At 44.9% G+C, this 18,428-nt stretch carries 19 protein-coding genes; 16 read left to right on the top strand and 3 right to left on the bottom strand.

Going from position 1 to position 18,428, the window contains the following annotated elements; all coding sequences use genetic code 11:
• The first annotated feature begins 1 nt into the window (after position 1).
• Genes K8U60_RS02785 through K8U60_RS02775 form a run of 3 tightly spaced genes read left to right on the top strand, consistent with a single transcriptional unit; the run spans position 2 to position 2,384 of the window.
• On the top strand, positions 2–1,330 hold the full coding sequence (locus tag K8U60_RS02785) for a DEAD/DEAH box helicase (protein ID WP_223634035.1): 1,329 nt from the start codon (positions 2–4) through the stop codon (positions 1,328–1,330).
• Complete coding sequence (locus tag K8U60_RS02780; protein WP_223634033.1) at positions 1,327–1,983, top strand: ComF family protein; 657 nt, start codon at positions 1,327–1,329, stop codon at positions 1,981–1,983. The genes K8U60_RS02785 and K8U60_RS02780 overlap by 4 nt, the downstream gene beginning before the upstream one ends.
• Before the next feature lie 41 nt (positions 1,984–2,024).
• Positions 2,025–2,384 (top strand): PilZ domain-containing protein, encoded by a 360-nt coding sequence (locus K8U60_RS02775; protein WP_223634030.1) that lies wholly within the window; start codon positions 2,025–2,027, stop codon positions 2,382–2,384.
• Between the two features lie 510 nt (positions 2,385–2,894).
• Here the strand turns inward: K8U60_RS02775 and K8U60_RS02770 are convergent.
• A complete protein-coding gene (locus K8U60_RS02770) occupies positions 2,895–3,602 on the bottom strand; it encodes an SDR family NAD(P)-dependent oxidoreductase (protein ID WP_223634027.1) in 708 nt (235 codons plus the stop codon).
• Between the two features lie 126 nt (positions 3,603–3,728).
• Here K8U60_RS02770 and hpf point away from each other — a divergent pair, with 126 nt between their 5' ends.
• The 12 genes from hpf (at position 3,729) to K8U60_RS02710 (ending at position 16,620) form a co-directional block, all read left to right on the top strand.
• Complete coding sequence (hpf, locus tag K8U60_RS02765) at positions 3,729–4,298, top strand: ribosome hibernation-promoting factor, HPF/YfiA family (protein ID WP_298826876.1); 570 nt, start codon at positions 3,729–3,731, stop codon at positions 4,296–4,298.
• 338 nt (positions 4,299–4,636) lie between these two features.
• On the top strand, positions 4,637–7,153 hold the full coding sequence (gene secA, locus K8U60_RS02760) for a preprotein translocase subunit SecA (protein ID WP_223634020.1): 2,517 nt from the start codon (positions 4,637–4,639) through the stop codon (positions 7,151–7,153).
• Positions 7,154–7,217: 64 nt separating this feature from the next.
• A protein-coding gene (gene prfB, locus K8U60_RS02755) for a peptide chain release factor 2 (protein WP_223634879.1) occupies positions 7,218–8,319 on the top strand; the annotation gives its coding sequence in 2 pieces (ribosomal slippage) (positions 7,218–7,289 and positions 7,291–8,319; 1,101 coding nt in all).
• 291 nt (positions 8,320–8,610) lie between these two features.
• Positions 8,611–9,483 carry a YitT family protein gene (locus tag K8U60_RS02750; protein ID WP_223634018.1) on the top strand — a complete coding sequence of 291 codons (873 nt, stop codon included), beginning with the start codon at positions 8,611–8,613 and terminating at the stop codon, positions 9,481–9,483.
• Positions 9,484–9,532: 49 nt separating this feature from the next.
• Entirely contained in the window at positions 9,533–9,883 is a 351-nt protein-coding gene (cccB, locus tag K8U60_RS02745) for a cytochrome c551 (protein WP_223634009.1), read from the top strand.
• Between the two features lie 269 nt (positions 9,884–10,152).
• Complete coding sequence (ftsE, locus tag K8U60_RS02740; RefSeq protein WP_223634007.1) at positions 10,153–10,839, top strand: cell division ATP-binding protein FtsE; 687 nt, start codon at positions 10,153–10,155, stop codon at positions 10,837–10,839.
• Complete coding sequence (gene ftsX, locus K8U60_RS02735; RefSeq protein ID WP_223634004.1) at positions 10,829–11,713, top strand: permease-like cell division protein FtsX; 885 nt, start codon at positions 10,829–10,831, stop codon at positions 11,711–11,713. The genes ftsE and ftsX overlap by 11 nt, the downstream gene beginning before the upstream one ends.
• Before the next feature lie 117 nt (positions 11,714–11,830).
• Entirely contained in the window at positions 11,831–13,279 is a 1,449-nt protein-coding gene (locus tag K8U60_RS02730) for a murein hydrolase activator EnvC family protein (protein ID WP_223634001.1), read from the top strand.
• A gap of 132 nt (positions 13,280–13,411) precedes the next feature.
• Complete coding sequence (locus K8U60_RS02725) at positions 13,412–13,990, top strand: peroxiredoxin family protein (protein ID WP_223633998.1); 579 nt, start codon at positions 13,412–13,414, stop codon at positions 13,988–13,990.
• A gap of 11 nt (positions 13,991–14,001) precedes the next feature.
• Positions 14,002–15,108 (top strand): trans-sulfuration enzyme family protein, encoded by a 1,107-nt coding sequence (locus tag K8U60_RS02720; RefSeq protein ID WP_223633995.1) that lies wholly within the window; start codon positions 14,002–14,004, stop codon positions 15,106–15,108.
• A 90-nt stretch (positions 15,109–15,198) separates the two neighbouring features.
• Complete coding sequence (locus tag K8U60_RS02715) at positions 15,199–16,350, top strand: PDZ domain-containing protein (protein ID WP_223634877.1); 1,152 nt, start codon at positions 15,199–15,201, stop codon at positions 16,348–16,350.
• A gap of 12 nt (positions 16,351–16,362) precedes the next feature.
• A complete protein-coding gene (locus K8U60_RS02710; protein ID WP_223633991.1) occupies positions 16,363–16,620 on the top strand; it encodes a CsbA family protein in 258 nt (85 codons plus the stop codon).
• A 19-nt stretch (positions 16,621–16,639) separates the two neighbouring features.
• Here K8U60_RS02710 and K8U60_RS02705 read toward each other — a convergent pair whose 3' ends face one another.
• Complete coding sequence (locus K8U60_RS02705) at positions 16,640–16,945, bottom strand: AzlD domain-containing protein (RefSeq protein ID WP_223633988.1); 306 nt, start codon at positions 16,943–16,945, stop codon at positions 16,640–16,642.
• Positions 16,945–17,637, bottom strand: a complete 693-nt coding sequence (locus K8U60_RS02700) for an AzlC family ABC transporter permease (RefSeq protein ID WP_223633985.1) — start codon at positions 17,635–17,637, stop codon at positions 16,945–16,947. The genes K8U60_RS02705 and K8U60_RS02700 overlap by 1 nt, the downstream gene beginning before the upstream one ends.
• A gap of 138 nt (positions 17,638–17,775) precedes the next feature.
• On the opposite strand from K8U60_RS02700, the gene K8U60_RS02695 reads away from it, so the two are divergent.
• Complete coding sequence (locus K8U60_RS02695; RefSeq protein ID WP_223633982.1) at positions 17,776–18,405, top strand: TVP38/TMEM64 family protein; 630 nt, start codon at positions 17,776–17,778, stop codon at positions 18,403–18,405.
• Positions 18,406–18,428 lie beyond the last annotated feature (23 nt).

The following is an 18,428-nucleotide window of genomic DNA, read 5'->3' as shown; positions in this document are numbered from 1 at the left end:
GATGAGGCAGTTAGAAGAATTTTTAACAGGCAGAACATGGCTGCGAAATTTCATTCCATTTCCAAAGGAGCTCGTGGACAAAGCCATATCCACCGGAGCCATCACTGTCAGTCAAGGTATCCTCGACGGAAGGCAATGTGCCAGATGCCTGGAAAAATCCACACAAAAAATCATTCCTTTTTTCTGTGCCAGGTGCAATGGAATCTGTTATTATTGCCGCCACTGCATAAAAATGGGGCGCATCAGTTCCTGTACGGAATTGATCACCTGGGCGCTCCCTTCAACCATCTCTCCTCAAAGCCATTCATTTCATTGGAATGGTAACCTTACCCCGTTGCAGAAAAAAGCTTCACTGGAAGTTCAAAATAGCCTCTTACAAAAAAACGATCACCTTGTATACGCGGTGTGTGGAGCTGGAAAAACCGAGCTGTTGTTTCCGCCCATCTTTGATGCATTGAAAAAAGGGCAGCGTGTTTGCATCGCTGCTCCCAGAACGGACGTAGTATTGGAGCTTTCTCCACGATTGCGCTCCGTTTTTCCGAACACGATCATCCATAGCCTATATGGGGATTCTCCAGAAGAAACCGGTTTTGCCCAATTGGTCATTGCCACTACTCACCAATTGTACCGATTCAAAGATGCCTTTGATGTCATGATTGTCGATGAGGCGGACGCTTTTCCCTTCTCTTATGATCCAGCGCTGAAGAAGGCGGTTATAAATGCCAAGAAAAAGGAGGCGCCCATCATTTATGTGTCAGCGACTCCTTCAGCTCAATTAGTAAAGCAAGTGTCCAATACTTCAAAGATATTTCAGCGATTTCATGGCCACCCATTGCCTGTTCCTGAATTCCGATCCTTATGGGGCTACGAAAAAGATTTTGCCAAAGGCAGGATTCCGCCGAAATTAATGGCGTGGGTAGATGACAAAATAGCGAAAGAGCAGCCGTTCCTATTGTTCTTTCCGACGATTGAACTGATTGAACAGGCGATTGTCTTACTCCAGAAAAAACATCCAAGCATCGAAGCGGTCCACTCCAAAGACGAAGACAGAAAAGAGAAAGTCATGAAATTGCGTCAAAGGCAAATTCCCGGCGTAGTGACTTCGACGATTTTGGAGCGCGGAATCACAATTGCGAATGTGCAAGTTGCGGTAGTCGGCGCAGATCAACCTATTTTTGACGCTGCGGCATTGATTCAAATATCAGGGCGAACGGGAAGATCTAAAGATCATCCTGACGGAGAAATCGTATTTTTTCACAATGGCATTGTCCGGCAGATGGATAAAGCGAAAAAGTTGATCGTTTCTTATAATGAGGGGGCTGGAATTTGAATTGCTATTTATGTGATCGGATGATGTTACCCCACGTAAGCTGGCGAAGCATTTTTTTCAATGAATTGGAAGAGGTGATTTGTCTGCGCTGTCGTGCCGGCTTCGAAAGAACCGCAGCAGGATGCCCAATCTGCAGTGCCCCAGGAGAAGGGAAATGCCTCAATTGCAGTCAGTGGGAAACTACAGAGTATGCTGGGGTAATTGATTCTGGAAAGAGCTTATACCGCTATAATCACGCGATGAAAGAATTTCTTCATCAATATAAATTTTTGAAAGACGTGGTGTTGTCGGAAGTTTTCGCTTCGGTTCTAAAAGAAGAATGCAGCAAACAGAATTCGGTGATTGTTCCGATTCCGATGAATGATGTCAAATTGAAAGAACGGACTTTCCCTCAAGTTGATCGGCTGCTTGATGCAGCTTCTATCCCATATACACATTGCCTCGGGAAAAATGAAGTCGGTCTTGGTGAAAAATCGAAGTCCGAAAGAATGGCCCTGCAAGACGTCTTTTGGTGGAATGGGCAAGCTGTACCTGAAAAAATCTTACTGTTCGATGATTTATATACCACAGGAAGTACGATGCGCCTGGCTGCTAAAGTTCTGAAAGAAAAGGGTGCGAAAGAAATTAAGATTCTTACCCTTATCCGTGCATAGCCAGGTGGTTTATACTGGAGGGACAAATAGGAGGGACAGCCATGTTCTATAAACGGTCAGAAAGTTTTCGTTACACTTTTGGTACGCCGCCAGAGATATGTATGCAATTGATGGACCCACTCGGCAATCAAGCGGTGTCTCCGAAAAAATATTGTCTACTGCTTGATATTTCGCCTAAAGGAGCAAAACTGTTTTCCGAAAAAGAGTTAAAGCCGGGAGAAGAAAACGTCAATCTGCAGTTTGTCCTGAATCATGAAACGATCACCGCAGGTGCGACGATCGTCTGGAAACAGCAGTATGAGGAAGGCTGGATTTACGGTGCTGATTTTGAGCGCAATTCAATTAAGGAAATGTTGATTTTAAATGAAATCAGAGAATTGAAAGAAATCGAAATGAATTAAAAAACCGGCCAAGGCCGGTTTTTTGTGTTCTAAGAAGTAATGGATGTTAGTTTTTTAGTTTTGTTTGATGGGGTCTGGGGATTGTGGTTTTCAGTGTCCAGGCTCCGGCAGAGCTACACGGCTGCCTCCGCTTTTCCTGGTGTCCAGCTGCAGCGCCCAGAACCTCGGGGTCTTAAGTCAATTTGCCTGTGCGGCACAAAACGCCGCTTCGGCAAATCGCCTTAAGCCTGTCGGAGGTCCGCAGGATGCGGATCATGTAAGCGTTGCGACAGGAAGTCGCGTTCTTAGGTTAGCTTCAGCTGTTGGCTGCCTCCGCTTTTCCTGGTGTCCAGCTGCAGCGCCCAGATCCTCGGGGTCTTAAGTCACTTTGCCTGTGCGGCACAAAACGCCGCGTCGGCAAATCGCCTTAAGCCTGTCGGAGGTCCGCAGGATGCGGATCATGTAAGCGTTGCGACAGGAAGTCGCGTTCTTAGGTTAGCTTCAGCTGTTGGCTGCCTCCGCTTTTCTATTCTAGTGTTCATAAATCATTTTCCGTGTCATGCCGCCGTCGATGTTCAGGCATTCTCCTGTGATGAATGAGTTTTGTGGGTTGCTGAGGAACAGGCAGGCCCGCGCTATGTCGGCAGGTTCACCGACGCGGCCGCTCCAATGCTGCTGATGATCGACGTCACGTAGTTCTGTTGTGTCCCCAGTATGGATCCAGCCAGGAGCGATGGAGTTGACGCGAATTCCTTTTTCGCTGAAAGTGGCAGCAAGTGAATGGGTTAACGCAAAAATACCGCCTTTTGATGCCGAATAAGTTTCAGTATTGGGCTCCGACATGAATGCGCGTGTCGAGGTCATGTTGATGATGGAGCGGATATCGTCTGTCATATAGCGTGCAGCTTCCCGGCTGCAGATGAACACGCTTTTCAGGTTGGTATCCAGGACATGGTCCCATTCCTGTTCATCCACATCCCAGATGGATTTGAAGGTGGAAATTCCCGCATTATTGATCAAGGCATGGACAGCACCGTAATCTTCATTGATTTTCTTGAATACGGTTATAACCTCATTAAAATTGCCGACGTCGCATTTCCGATATTCTACCCCTTCCAGTGCGACGGGTTGGACATCCAATCCGATGACGCGTGCATTTTCTGCAGCAAAATGTGTTGCGATGCTCTTGCCGATGCCTTGGGATGCACCTGTAACAATAACTGTTTTATTAGTGAACATAAACTTCATCTCCTTGTCATAATGTTTACCTGTAATCAATACTGTTAAAACTTTTTTGGTTTTAAGAAGGAAAGACAAGGGAAGATGTAGAAGTGTACAGGTAGCACAATAGAAGGAGGAGTTAACATGTTGCAATTTAACATCAGAGGCGAAAATATTGAGGTAACTCCCGCAATACGTGACCACATTGAAAAGAAAGTCGAAAAGATTGAACGCTATTTCACAGACGGTGCTAATGCTACCGCAATGGTTAACTTAAAATCATATAATCACAGCCAAACAAAAGTGGAAGTTACAATACCAATGAAAAACCTGACCTTACGTGCTGAAGAACGGCATGATGATATGTACGCTGCAATAGATTTGATCGTTAGCAAGCTGGAGCGTCAAATTCGCAAGTATAAAACAAAAGTAAATCGTAAATTCCGTGAGCGTGACGGTATGGGACTTGCATTTGCAACTGCCGAGAACGATACTCGCAACCAAAACGAAGCTGAAGAAGAGGACGAGGATTTCACAATCGTCCGTACTAAGCAGTTTGACTTGAAACCGATGGATGAAGAAGAAGCGGTTTTGCAGATGAATATGCTTGGACACAATTTCTTCGTCTTCACTGACGCAGAATCCAATGAAACAAATATCGTCTATAAACGTAAAGATGGAAGCTACGGCTTGATCGAAACTTCTGCACAATAAAAATTGAATAGCCTTAAACTATACTGTGTTGAACAGTAAAGCCTCTCCAAGCGAGAGGCTTTTTTGTTTGCTGTAAATTATTGAAATCCTGATTGCTCAGTGTTCAAAGCGGGCAATCCTGTTTCTTCCATCACGGCAAAAGAATAGCTGACGTCATTATTTGCACGCTTTTGGGCGCAGTGTTAAAATGAATAGTGAGATTTTTTTTTGAATCGACTGAAGATGATTTGGATAACTATGCCCATTAAGCAAAATGTTTAATAGGACACTATAAAAGCTAAAGCGATCATCCGGTGTGTTAGATGCCGGCGGACACTTGCGCAGGGAGCGGTATAATTATGCTAGGAGTATTAAATAAAGTATTTGATCCGAATAAACGGGATTTGAAACGATTGGAAAAAGTAGCGGATCGTGTAGAGGCGTTGGCTTCAGATTTTGCAGCTTTGTCTGATGAAGCATTGCAAGCGAAAACAGAAGAATTTATAGGTCGCCATGCCAAAGGCGAAGCACTGAATGACTTGCTGCCTGAAGCTTTCGCAACTATTCGGGAAGCATCAAAGCGCGTGCTTGGACTTTACCCATTCCGTGTCCAGATTATGGGCGCTGTTTCCTTGCACGAAGGGAATATTTCAGAGATGAAGACAGGTGAAGGTAAGACTTTGACTTCCACACTGTCTGTTTACTTGAATGCTATCAGTAAAAAAGGGGTTCACGTGGTAACGGTCAACGAATACTTGGCCAGCCGTGATGCTTTGGAGATGGGCCAGCTTTATGAATGGCTTGGATTGTCTGTCGGCTTGAATTTAAACTCGTTGACCAAAGACGAAAAACGGGCAGCTTACCAGGCGGATGTCACTTATAGCACCAATAACGAACTGGGCTTTGACTACCTGCGGGACAATATGGTGCTCTACAAAGAAGACATGGTCCAGCGCCCATTAAATTACGCAGTAATCGATGAAGTCGATTCCATCTTGATCGATGAAGCGCGGACGCCTTTGATCATTTCTGGGCAGGCAGCTAAAGCGGCTCAATTGTATCAGCAGTCGAATGCTTTTGCGCGCCTATTGAGAAAAGATACAGATTATACGTACGATGAAACAACCAAAGGTGTCGTTCTGACGGAAGAAGGCATCGAGAAAGTCGAGAAAGCATTTGGCATCGATAACCTTTTCGATATCAGCCATGTTCGCTTGAACCACACAATCAATCAATCATTGAAGGCATACGTTACGATGCACAAAGATGTGGATTATGTGGTACAGGAAGGGGAAGTGGTCATTGTCGATCAGTTTACAGGCCGTCTGATGAAGGGGCGCCGGTATTCGGATGGTCTTCACCAGGCAATCGAAGCTAAAGAAGGCCTGGAAATCCAAAATGAATCGATGACAATGGCTACAATCACTTTCCAGAACTATTTCCGTATGTATGACAAGTTGTCTGGTATGACCGGTACAGCTAAGACTGAGGAAGAAGAATTCCGCAATATCTACAATATGTATGTCATTGTAATTCCGACGAATAAACCGATCATCCGTGAAGACCATGTTGATTTGATTTATTCCACAACTGCCGGTAAATACAAAGCAGTAGGAGATGACATTGCAGAGCGCAATGCCAAAGGCCAGCCGGTGCTGGTAGGTACTGTAGCGATCGAGACATCTGAAATCATTTCGGAGTATTTGACGAAAAAAGGCATCAAGCATTCCGTATTGAACGCGAAGAATCACGCGCATGAAGCGGAAATCATTTTAAATGCCGGCCAAAAAGGTTCTGTGACCATTGCCACCAATATGGCCGGACGAGGCACGGATATCAAGCTTGGTGAGGGTGTCATCGAAGCCGGCGGTCTGGCGGTCATTGGTACAGAGCGCCATGAATCCCGCCGCATTGACAATCAGCTGCGCGGACGTTCAGGCCGCCAGGGAGATCCGGGTGTCACTCAATTCTATCTGTCTCTTGAAGACGATTTGATGCGCCGATTCGGATCGGATGCCATGCGCAATATGATGGGCAAACTGGGAATGGATGATTCCCAGCCATTGCAATCGAAGATGGTGACGCGTTCTGTAGAATCAGCGCAAAAACGAGTGGAAGGCAATAACTTCGATGCTCGGAAACGTCTGCTTCAATACGACGATGTTCTTCGCCAACAGCGTGAAATCATCTATAAAGAACGTATGGAAGTTCTCGAAACTGAAAATATGCGTGCATTGGTTGAAAATATGATCAACAGTTCAATTGAGCGGATGGTCTACACGCATACTGTAGAGGAAAAGCAGGATGACTGGCACCTGAAAACACTGTCAGAACTAATTTCAGCAAACCTTCTTCCTGAAAACACAGTGACCGAAGCAGATCTTCAAGAGAAATCCCGGGAAGAGCTCATTGACTTCATTAAAGCCGCTGTTACTAAGCATTACGATGAAAAAGAGATTGAAATGACGCCTGACCGGATGCGCGAATTCGAAAAAGTCGTTCTTCTCCGTTCGATTGATACCAAGTGGATTGATCACATCGATGCGATGGATCAACTGCGCCAGGGGATCCATTTGCGTGCCTATGGACAAAACGATCCACTTCGTGAATACCAAAGCGAAGGCTTTGCAATGTTCGAGGCGATGGTAGAAGCCATTGAAGAAGATGTCGCGAAATATTCGATGAAGGCTGAAATACGCAACAACCTTGAACGTGAGGAAGTGGCGAAAGGCCAGGCAGTCAATCCGAAAGAAGACGGACCAGCTCCGAAAAAGAAAAAGGTTCCTGTCCGCAAAGATATGGAAGTCGGCCGCAATGATCTTTGCCCATGCGGCAGCGGCAAGAAATACAAAAATTGTCACGGAACAGCTTCATAAGAGCGTGTGAAAATACCGAAGAGCTTATGCTCTTCGGTGTTATTTTGAGGAGGAACATATAATGATGGAATTAGCAGACATTCGTAACCAGCTCGACAAATCAGCCAGTAAGCTGGCGGACTTTAGGGGGTCTCTTTGACTTAGAAAACAAAGAAGCCCGCATTCAGGAATTAGATGAAATGATGTTGGATCCAGCTTTTTGGAATGATCAGGATTCAGCACAAACGGTCATTACGGAATTAAATGGATTAAAGGAAATTGTGAATACTTATTACGGTTTCGTGGAAACGCAGGAAAGTATGGAAATGTCCTTGGAACTGTTAAGAGAAGAAGATGATGAGGATCTGCATGAAGACGTCGATAATGAAATGAAGGAATTCAATTCCAAGCTGGCGGATTATGAATTAACGATGCTGCTCAGCGAACCTTATGATAAGAACAATGCCATCTTGGAATTACATCCAGGTGCTGGTGGTACAGAATCACAGGACTGGTGTTCCATGTTATTGCGCATGTATACACGATGGGCGGAAAAGCGCGGCTTCAAGGTGGAGACGCTGGACTACCAGGCTGGCGATGAGGCTGGAGTCAAATCGGTTACGCTTGGAATTCGCGGCCATAATGCCTACGGGTACCTGAAAGCTGAAAAAGGGGTTCACCGCTTAGTCCGCATTTCGCCTTTCGATTCATCAGGGCGCCGTCATACTTCATTTGTTTCCTGCGAAGTGATGCCGGAATTCACAGGTGAGATTGAAATTGATATCCGCACTGAAGATTTAAAAATCGATACGTACCGGGCAAGTGGTGCGGGTGGACAGCATATCAACACTACGGATTCCGCTGTCCGTATCACGCACCTTCCAACAGGGGCTGTGGTGACGTGCCAGCAGGAACGTTCACAAATCAAGAACCGTGAAAAAGCGATGCAAATGTTGAAAGCGAAATTATATGCTTTAAAAATCGAAGAAGAAGAAGCACGCCTTCTTGAAATTCGTGGAGAACAAAAGGAAATTGGCTGGGGAAGCCAGATCCGTTCTTATGTATTCCATCCATATTCAATGGTTAAAGATCACCGAACCAATTATGAAACCGGTAATTTAGGCGTGGTCATGGACGGGGACATTGATGGATTTATCAACTCTCTCTTGCGTTCGAAAATGGATTAACAAAAATATGCAGAAAGTCCGAAAGCCTACCCGCTTTCGGGCTTTTTTTGCTGTCGAAAACTTTTTGATAAACAGTGGTTTTCCTGTGCTTACTGCTCAATTTCCGGCTCAACTCCTTCCTAGTAGGGTTCAGGCATCTCGTCTATTACATAGCGCCAATTTAAATTGTCAACACCTCATGCTGCTAAGGCAGAATTTTGCTTTACCTGGATGAAGTTCACAAAGCTTAGCGCCTTTGGTATACTCTGACAGGGTTTAACCGAACAGAAGAGAGAAGAGGAAGAAGAACAGATGACTAAAAAAAATCGACGTATCCGCAAAGATCCACATCCATTGCTGACCTTGTTCCTGGATTACGCTAGTGTAATCGTTGGATCAGCGATTGTGGCAATTTCCTTTAATGTGTTTTTATTGCCGAATGAAGTGGCTTCGGGAGGCGTAAGCGGCATCAGTACCATTTTGAAAGGATTATTCGAATGGAAGCCGGCTTTCGTTCAATGGGCTTTCAATATTCCATTGTTTATTGCAGGATTGATCTTACTGGGTAAGAATTTTGGGATTAAAACGGCTGTAGGGACAGTATTTTTGCCTTTTGTCGTATTTTTGACGGAATCGTGGGAGCCTTGGACCCAAGATCCTTTACTTGGCGCTTTATTCGGCGGGATTATGGTTGGGCTTGGGCTGGGCATCGTCTTCCGTGGGAAAGCATCTACAGGCGGAACAGACCTGGCTGCCCAAATCATCACGAAGTATACGGGCTTGACTCTTGGCACGAGTGTCGCAATGATTGACGGCTTTATCGTTTTGGCAGCAGCGCTGGTCTTCGATATTGAAAAAGGGCTATACGCTTTGATCGGATTATATGTTACGACGAAAACCATCGACTTGGTCCAAGTGGGATTCGGCCAATCGAAGCTGGTCTATATCATCACCAACAAGCAGATGGAAATCCGGGACGCCATTTACGAAGAAGTTGATCGCGGCGTGACGGAACTGACTGCGACCGGGGGCTATTCAGGGACGGAAAAGCCATTATTGATGGTGGTTATTCCTCAAACAGAATTTACGAGACTAAAACAACTGGTCAAATATATCGACCCTAGCGCTTTTGTAATCGTTTCAGATGCTTCTGAAGTTCTCGGCGAGGGTTTTAAAAGGCCATAACTTTGGTATACTCTAATATGTAGAAGAATTCATAAGAGGAGGTCACCAAATGAAAAAGCAATTGATGGCGATGCTGTTCGGTACGGCACTCATACTTGGCGCATGTGGCGGTGAAGAAACGACGGAACCTGTAGAAACTCCTGTAGAAGCGCCTGCAGATGGCGGAGGAGAAACAACGGCCGTTGATGCCGAGCAAGTGGTTCAACAAAATTGCATTTCCTGTCATGGTGAAAATCTGGAGGGTCAAGGAAACTTCCCGTCCTTGAATGACGTGGGATCCCGTTTATCACAAGAAGAGATCCTTTCTGTCATCGAAAATGGAAAAGGTGCAATGCCGGCTAATATCATTGAAGGCGATGAAGCGGTAGCGGTTGCAGAATACTTAGCGAACATGGAATAAACCTGCCGAACAGCAGGTTTATTTTTTTATGCTAAAATATAAGCGTTTTTAATACTTTTTTACACTTATAGAGGTATAATATGGGATTTTTTTAATAGATTACTATCTATAAAATTAAATTTTCTTATAGTTCAGATTATTCAATTTGAATTCCAAATGATACAGAAATGTAATAAAAATATATGTTTAAGGTGTTATAATAAGTTTGCTGCAAAATTCCAAGGAAATAATGTTGGCGTATGCCAATTAATATTAGGTGGGTAATAAAAATGATTCAAATGAAGAACGTCTACAAAAAGTATCCGAATGGAATTGTCGCCTTAAACGGTCTCAATGTTGAAATTGAGCAAGGGGAATTCGTATATATCGTAGGCCCGAGTGGTGCAGGTAAATCGACATTCATCAAAATGATGTATCGTGAAGAGCGTCCATCCTCAGGACAGATGTTCGTTGACGATATTGACATAGCAACATTAAAGAACCGGAAAGTCCCGATGCTGCGCCGCCAGATTGGCGTCGTATTTCAGGATTTTAAATTGCTGACGAAACTGAATGTCTATGAAAATGTAGCATTTGCGTTGGAAGTAATTGAAGAAAAGCCCGCGGCCATCAAAAAACGGGTCATGGAAGTGTTGGATCTGGTCGGGTTGAAACATAAAGCTAAAATGTTTCCGACGGAATTGTCCGGAGGCGAACAGCAACGTGTGTCCATCGCGCGATCTATCGTCAATATGCCGAAAGTGATGATTGCAGATGAGCCGACAGGAAATCTGGATCCTGAAACAGCCTGGGATATCATGAACCTGTTCGAACGCATCAACAAAGCAGGTACGACGATTATTATGGCAACACACAATCAGCAAATCGTGAATACACGGCGACATCGTGTAATTGCAATAGAGGGCGGCTTAATTGTCCGTGATGTAGCTGGAGGTGACTACGGTTATGAAGGCTAGAACGATGATGCGCCATTTCAAGGAAAGTTTCAAAAGCATTGGCCGCAACAGCTGGATGACTTTCGCGTCTGTAAGCGCAGTGACGGTAACGCTATTGTTGGTCGGTGTATTTGTTCTTATTATGATGAACCTGAACAAAGTGGCCGACGATCTCGAAAATGATGTTGAAATTAAAGTATTTGTTTCCTTAGATGCTACAGAAGAGACCATAGAGGATCTGGAATCTCAGATTGTCAAAATGCCTGGTGTAGAATCTACTGATTTTTCGACAAAAGAAGAAGAACTGACCGACTTGGTCCTTGATTTCGGGGATGAGTTGAGTTTATTCGAACAAAGCAATCCATTGTTCGATGTTTTTTATGTAAAAGCACTTGATCCACAGCAAACTGAAGCAGTAGCAACCGAGATTGCGGCTTTAGAAAGTATAGAGGACGTCAAATACGGTGAAGGCAAGATAGAGAAGCTCTTTAACTTTTTGAATGCCGGACGGAACGTCGGACTGATTTTAATCCTGGCGCTGTTGTTCACTGCTATGTTCCTTATTTCAAATACGATTCGAATCACGATTGTCGCAAGACGCCGTGAAATCGAAATCATGAAATTAGTAGGTGCTACAAACTGGTTCGTGCGTATTCCGTTCATTTTGGAAGGCATGTGGCTTGGAATCTTAGGCTCACTCATTCCGATTGGCCTGGTAGCATTGCTTTACAAAAAAATAACTGAATTTGCACAACCCCGTTTAAGTGGTGAACTCTTCCAGCTATTGGAGTTCACCCCATTCATCTACCAGGTAAGTGCCTTGATCTTATTGATGGGCGTATTTATCGGTATCTGGGGAAGCTTTATGTCAATCAGAAAATTTTTGCGTGTGTAATTATAGATATAAGAACGGTCTGCAGGTATTATAAAGAGACTCCAGACCGTTTGAATGGTATAGCTTAAACTAGAGATAGATAGAAAAAGAGCGTAAAGCCGAAAGGGGATCACAAACTTGAACTCAAAGTCGAAATGGTTGTTGACTGGTGTTTCATCCGTATTATCGCTTACCTTGTTGATTCCAACAGCAAACGCTGATACTTTAAGTGAATTGCAGCAAGAGCAGCAAAAAATAGAACAAAAAGAAAATGAATTGAATTCTGGAATCAGTGAAAAATCCACTGAAATGAATCAAAACCAATCCACACTGGAAAGCATCATGGCTAAAATCCAGGAGCTGGAGAACCAAATGCAGGAAACCCAGTCAAAAATCAATGGAGTTCAAGGTGAAATTGATCAGACAATTGTTGAAATCGATGACCTGAGAAAATCCATTGAAGAACTGGAAAGAAAAATTGCTGAACGGACAGAGTTGCTTCAAGAACGTGCACGTGCCATCCAATTGAGCGGCGGCTCTGTGGATTACATAGACGTATTGCTGGGTGCAAACAGCTTTGTTGATTTCATTGACCGTTTTTCGGCAGTGAACACCTTGATTGATGCAGATCGCGAAATCATGAACGAACAAGCTGAAGATAAAAAGCTTTTAGGTGAACAAAAAGCACAAGTTGAGACAAAGCTTGCAGAGCAGGAACAACGCCGTGCAGAACTTGTTGACCTCAAGAAATCATTAGACGGGCAGAAAGCTGAACAAGCTGGCCATGTGAAAGACCTGAAAGCTGAACAGGAGCGTTTAGCAAAAGAAAAGACCACACTTGTCCAGCAACGCGAAGAAGCGATTGACGTAAGTGCGGAACTTGAAACAAAAATTGCCAACGAACAAGCGCGGCTTGCGGAATTGGCAAGAAAAGCTGAAGAAGAGCGCTTGCGTAAGTTAGCTGCAGAACGCGCCGCAGCAGAAAAAGCCGCAGCAGAAAAAGCGGCAGCTGAACGAGCAGCGGCAGAACGAGCGGCAGCTGAACGCGCCGCTGAAGACAAGGCAAAGGCAGCTTCGCAAAAAGCGGCCAGCAAGCCTGAAGCACCAAGTGCTCCTGTTGCCGCTGCGCCGGCACCAGCATACAGCGCGCCAGCACCGGCAGTTTCTGTGAATGCAAGTTCTGGTTTTATCCGTCCGGCAGCCGGACGTTTTACTTCTAAATTCGGCTGGCGCGATATCGGTTCTGGTCCGGAGTTTCACCAGGGCGTAGATATTGCCAACAGCAAAGGCACCACGATCGTGGCAGCTGCAAACGGATTTGTATCCTACGCCGGTTCAATGGGCGGCTACGGCAACGTAGTCATCATCACCCATTCGATAAATGGCCAAACGCATGCAACTGTGTACGCTCATCTGAATTCGATTGGCGTGTCAGTTGGACAGCAGGTTTCACAAGGACAAAACATAGGTGGAATGGGGAATACCGGAAGATCATTCGGCGATCACCTGCATTTCGAAATCCATGTTGGACCTTGGAACGGCGGACGCACAAATGCCGTGAATCCAGCCAGCTATGTTTCATTATAAGTTTAGGACAGCCGGCATCTAATGTCGGCTGTTTTTTTAAATCCCTGTTATTCTGTCACATTTTTTAGCAATCTTAGTGGAACAAACTGTCCAATTTATCGTATGATGAAAGTTGAATGGAGTGAATAACAGATGCCTAAAAAGATAATCGGCTTATTGGTGCTTGCTGTTATGGTGGCGCTCGTCATCATCGGTGCTGTTCAGAATAATATGGCGGAATCCGAAGCACTGGATAACATGGCTCTTGGCAGCGATGTGGATTTTTTGCCGACAGATGAAGGGTTGGCTATAGGAGAAAAAGCTCCGGATTTTCAGTTGACTACCTTGGATGGCGAAAAAGTTAAGCTTTCGGATTATCAAGGAAAAAAAGTAATGCTGAATTTCTGGGCAACCTGGTGTCCTCCGTGCCGAGCGGAAATGCCGCATATGCAAAGTTATTATGACGAACAGGCTGAAGATGAAAATGTTGTAATCCTGGCAGTCAATTTAACGACTAAAGATAAAGGCCTTGGGAAAATTGAGGAGTTTGTTGAAGAATTCGGATTGGAATTTCCGATTCCGATGGATGAAAATGGCGATGTAGGTTCGACTTATCAAGCGGCATCCATCCCGACCTCTTATATGATCGATACGAATGGGCACATCCAAAATAAAGTGGTAGGCCCCATGGACGAACCCATGATGGAAAAACTAATTGCAGAATTGGAATAGGAGATGGACTAATGGCGTCAATTGAAACGAAATCAGTGCACACAGCGACGATGAAGGAACGGACGATCCAATCGAAAGTTATGCCGCTTTACCAGACTTCCGCATTTTCTTTTTCTTCTTTGGAAGAACTTGAAGGCTATTATGAAGGAAATGGCACCTACCTGTATTCACGCACAGCCAATCCGAATACCGATGCACTTGGACAAACTGTAGCTGATTTGGAGCTTGCACCGAAAGGCGTTTCGGCATCTTCAGGAACATCGGCGATTCTTGCCGGAATCCTGTCGGTTGTTAAAACAGGCGATCATGTTCTTGCCGCGCAGGATGTGTATGGTGGAACATTTCATCTATTGAAGGAAGAACTTGTCCTCATGGGAATCCAAGTTCATTTTGCCGATTTCTCGAATATCAGCAAAATCGAGCAAATCCTGATTGATACTCCCGAAATCAAGTTGATATTCAGTGAATCGATCACCAATCCGTTTTTGCGTCTGGAAGATATCGAAGTTCTTTGCCGGTTGAAGCAGCATTACGATGTCCGGGTCATGATCGACAACACCTTCGCTACACCTTATACAATGACACCTTATTCGCTTGGCGCGGATTTAGTTGCTCACAGTGCGACCAAGTACCTTGGAGGCCACAGCGACGTCACTGCCGGTGTTTTGGTAGGGGACGCGGAGCTGATCGGCATTGCAGAGAAACGTGTCGTGAATTTGGGGTTGAATTTAAGTCCTTTCGAAGCTTGGCTGACAATCCGCGGCATTAAGACGCTGGCTCTTCGAATGAAGACACAAACAGAAAATGCGCAGGCGATCGCTGCATTTCTGGAAGACAAGGCACGTGTCTGGTATCCAGGCGTAGGGGCGATCGTATCTTTCGAATTGCCGGAAACAGTTGATGTGTCGAAGTTCTTTTCCTCACTTGGCTGGATAAAAATTGTACCGACTCTGGCAGGCGTGGAAACCACAGTTTCGTATCCATACGGAACTTCCCACAGAGCGCTGTCAGCGGAAGAAAAAGAACGAATCGGCGTAACTCGCCGAGTAATCCGGCTGTCTGCTGGAATTGAAGGAACTGAAGATATTTTGGAGCAATTGGGCTCAGCGTTCATTTAACTGAAAAAGAAATGCAGAAAGCCGGTTTTCTTTGTTACAATGAGAGATAGCGTCAATTGCCGGTGATAGGATGGTGTAAGTATAGTGATAATGGATTTAATGTTAGCGATTGGTAGATTTTTTGTAAATCCGGTTTTATACATAGCATTGCTTGCTGCAGTGCTGTTGGGATATTATCGAGTAAAGAAGGAACGAAGAATATTCAGGATTCGGATTGTTTATGGCTTGACCGAATTCAAACGGCTGTTGAAAGATGGCTGGTTGTACGCCCTTGTCTTTTCTGTGCTTTTTGCCGGAATCGGATTGGTTGTACCGATGGATTGGCTGATTGCTTTGAGCATCGTCTCCATTCTTTTGATGGCTACGACTTTTTATCAGGCAGGGTCATTTGTCTACTTGGCTGCAGCAGCAGTGGGCCTCAGTTGGTTAGTTAATGCCAATGGCTGGTCATTGAATTTTGGCTTATTTGAATTCGAAGGTACGGCCTTTGCTTATGAATGGCTTGTTCCTGTCGCACTTATTGCAGGGGCGCTGGTCTTCGCAGAAGGAAAAATGATCAACAAAGCAGCGGCAGACGCTGCTTCACCCCGTTTGCATAAATCGGGACGCGGCCTTAAAGCCGCAGCTTATCTATCGAAACGTTTATGGCTATTGCCGATTCTATTGGTAGTGCCAGGTACGGTGATTGATTCGTATGCACCCTACTGGCCTCAGTTGCCGATTGGTGAAACCAGCTTTTCGCTGATTCTTTTCCCATTCGTCTTCGGATTCCTGGGACGTTCGCAGCGGACATTGCCGGTATATCTTTATCCGTTGGTCGGTAAAGCCGTTTCCACTTTAGGGATCGGCATCATTGTTGTCGGATTGGCCGCGTTATTATGGCAGCCGCTGGCAGCTGTTGCACTCGCAGCTGGAGTGATCGGACGCATCGCCATCACAATCCATTTCGCATTGAAGGAACGCAGCGGCAATTATGCTGTAACACCGCAGTCCCAAGGCGTTATGATTGTCGATGTTTTGCCGGGGTCTCCTGCCGATAAGATGGGCTTGCTGCGCGGCGAAGTGATCCGCAAAGTAAATGGCATCGCCATTTCAAATGAATCGGAGCTGTATGAAGCGATTCAGGTCAACGCCGCCCACTGCCGCTTGGAAGTTTTGGACCATAACCTGGAAGTGCGTTTGCGCCAACATGTTATTTTCCGTCATGACCATCATCGCCTTGGATTATTAGTGGTCAATTAAGGAGCTAACTAAATGGAATCAATGATAACGAAATTTTTCCTGTCTCTTTTGGTGCCGGGACTGCTCGTCATTTTGTTTACGAGAGTCACCTTCAACCACATTGTTGCATTGATTTTGACTGTGGCACTTATGGCGGCAGCAGTTTATGCGGGTTATACCCATACATGGCTGCTGTTCATCGCCAATGCAGCATCTCTTACTGTCGGATTCTGGTATTCCACTAATATGTTCAATCGCAGAAAAAAAGCCGAAGCTCATGAAAATGAGTAACGGCTTTTTTTGTGCAATTTTATATGAATATGCTGTAAATTGCCAGCACTGCGATGGAACCAAGGACGACAATCATAACATTCGCACCTGTAAAGGCGATTCCGAATGCAGCAATGGCACCGATGATCCCAAACCAAATATTTTCCTGGATAAAAAAGATAGCAGGGAAAATCAACGCACCTAACACGGCATATGGGATATTGCGTAAAATGTTTTGAACCGATTCAGGCAGTTCCCTGCCTTCCAGAAAAGTCAGCGGAATGGCGCGGGGAATATAAGTCACAACCGCCATGCCAAGTACCATCCACCAATACCATGCCTCCATTATTCTTTCACCTCTTTCCGGGAAACCCATTCAATGAAAATGGCAGATGCCAAAGTCGAGACCATGATGGCCCAGCCTGTGGACAGCCATTCTGTAAAATAGAAGAAGGAATTGACCAAGCCTGCAATAAGGGCCAAGCTGATTACTTTGCGATTACCGCGCATCGAAGGCACCAATAATCCGACGAACATAGCGTAAAGGGCAATCGACATGGAAGCTTGTAGGAATTGTGGCAAATTGGCGCCGATCAGGTGGCCGATTGCAGTGAAGATGATCCAGCTTCCATAAGCGATGAGGATGACTCCGGCAGCAAAAGCGGTACTTAATTTATTGCCTTTTTGTGTGGCCAATACAGAAAATGATTCATCTGTGATGCCAAAAGCATAGAGAGCTTTTTTCCATCGGTCATCTGGCTGCATCTTTTCATTGAGCGCAGCCGTCATTAGAAAATGCCGAATGTTGACGATAAAGGTATTCAGAACGATCACAGCTGGGGCTACCCCAGCTGTGATGAGAGAAAGGGAAATATATTGTGCAGCTCCTGCAAAAACAAATATGCTCATCGCTGTTGCTTCCCATAGCGACAGGCCGGTTGTCTTGGCCAATAGACCAAATGTCAATGCTATTGGAAAATAGCCGATTGCTATACTGGTTCCAGCCTTTATCCCAGCAGCAAACTCACGTCTATCCATTTTTCTCGCTCCTTATGTATAAGTATTTCCTTTTCCAAACTCATTGAAAGAGTGTAAAGTAATTATAATAGCATATCATAAAAGCTTTTAATTTATTATCAGCATTTTAAAAATTTGGTACTTAAAAGGAATGAGCTTATGTCGGATTTTTTTTCCATGGAGAATATTGTTGAATTGACACAATCCTACCGGGCTTTTGGTCCGGTAATCGGCTTCATTTTACCTTTCATTGAAGCGTTCCTGCCGTTTTTGCCCTTGTTTGTCTTTGTATTCGCCAATGCAACAGCTTATGGATTATGGTTTGGTTTCCTATTGTCGTGGGGAGGTTCTGTTGTAGGTGCTTATGCAGTGTTCCTATTGATCCGCAAATACGGAAGGGCACGTTTCATGAACTTTATGACGAGGCATGAAAAAGTGCAAAAACTCATTCATTGGGTGGAGCGGAACGGGTTTGGACCGCTGTTCCTGTTGTTGTGCCTTCCCTTTACGCCGTCTGCTCTGGTTAACCTCGTAGCTGGCCTATCAAACATCCGCAGATATTATTATCTGCTGACGGTCATGGCCGGGAAATTTGTCATGGTCTTCACGATTTCATTTGTCGGTTATGACCTGCGTGCTCTTTTTACCCAGCCGGTTCGGACTGCCGTTGTCATCCTTGTCATTATTCTATTGTATATAATCGGTAAAATTCTTGAAAAACGATTAAATAAAAAAGTGGAAGCTGAATATCGTCTGGCAAATGAAGAGCGTAAAAAGCAGAAGCAATAAATGGTTTTGGTGTTGGCAAACAT

It is taken from the genome of Planococcus circulans, assembly GCF_020023385.1.
Classification (GTDB): domain Bacteria; phylum Bacillota; class Bacilli; order Bacillales_A; family Planococcaceae; genus Planococcus.
The sequence above is the reverse complement of the archived record's forward strand: the minus strand, read 5'-3'. Positions and strand labels throughout refer to the sequence as shown.

Bases quoted from the DNA above. Each gene is read 5' to 3' on its own strand.
- K8U60_RS02785 (WP_223634035.1), top strand. From the start codon at position 2: ATGAGGCAGTTAGAAGAATTTTTAACAGGCAGAACATGGCTGCGAAAT.
- K8U60_RS02775 (WP_223634030.1), top strand. From the start codon at position 2,025: ATGTTCTATAAACGGTCAGAAAGTTTTCGTTACACTTTTGGTACGCCG.
- K8U60_RS02770 (WP_223634027.1), bottom strand. From the start codon at position 3,602: ATGTTCACTAATAAAACAGTTATTGTTACAGGTGCATCCCAAGGCATC.
- hpf (WP_298826876.1), top strand. From the start codon at position 3,729: ATGTTGCAATTTAACATCAGAGGCGAAAATATTGAGGTAACTCCCGCA.
- secA (WP_223634020.1), top strand. From the start codon at position 4,637: ATGCTAGGAGTATTAAATAAAGTATTTGATCCGAATAAACGGGATTTG.
- K8U60_RS02750 (WP_223634018.1), top strand. From the start codon at position 8,611: ATGACTAAAAAAAATCGACGTATCCGCAAAGATCCACATCCATTGCTG.
- cccB (WP_223634009.1), top strand. From the start codon at position 9,533: ATGAAAAAGCAATTGATGGCGATGCTGTTCGGTACGGCACTCATACTT.
- ftsE (WP_223634007.1), top strand. From the start codon at position 10,153: ATGATTCAAATGAAGAACGTCTACAAAAAGTATCCGAATGGAATTGTC.
- ftsX (WP_223634004.1), top strand. From the start codon at position 10,829: ATGAAGGCTAGAACGATGATGCGCCATTTCAAGGAAAGTTTCAAAAGC.
- K8U60_RS02725 (WP_223633998.1), top strand. From the start codon at position 13,412: ATGCCTAAAAAGATAATCGGCTTATTGGTGCTTGCTGTTATGGTGGCG.
- K8U60_RS02720 (WP_223633995.1), top strand. From the start codon at position 14,002: ATGGCGTCAATTGAAACGAAATCAGTGCACACAGCGACGATGAAGGAA.
- K8U60_RS02715 (WP_223634877.1), top strand. From the start codon at position 15,199: ATGGATTTAATGTTAGCGATTGGTAGATTTTTTGTAAATCCGGTTTTA.
- K8U60_RS02710 (WP_223633991.1), top strand. From the start codon at position 16,363: ATGGAATCAATGATAACGAAATTTTTCCTGTCTCTTTTGGTGCCGGGA.
- K8U60_RS02705 (WP_223633988.1), bottom strand. From the start codon at position 16,945: ATGGAGGCATGGTATTGGTGGATGGTACTTGGCATGGCGGTTGTGACT.
- K8U60_RS02700 (WP_223633985.1), bottom strand. From the start codon at position 17,637: ATGGATAGACGTGAGTTTGCTGCTGGGATAAAGGCTGGAACCAGTATA.
- K8U60_RS02695 (WP_223633982.1), top strand. From the start codon at position 17,776: ATGTCGGATTTTTTTTCCATGGAGAATATTGTTGAATTGACACAATCC.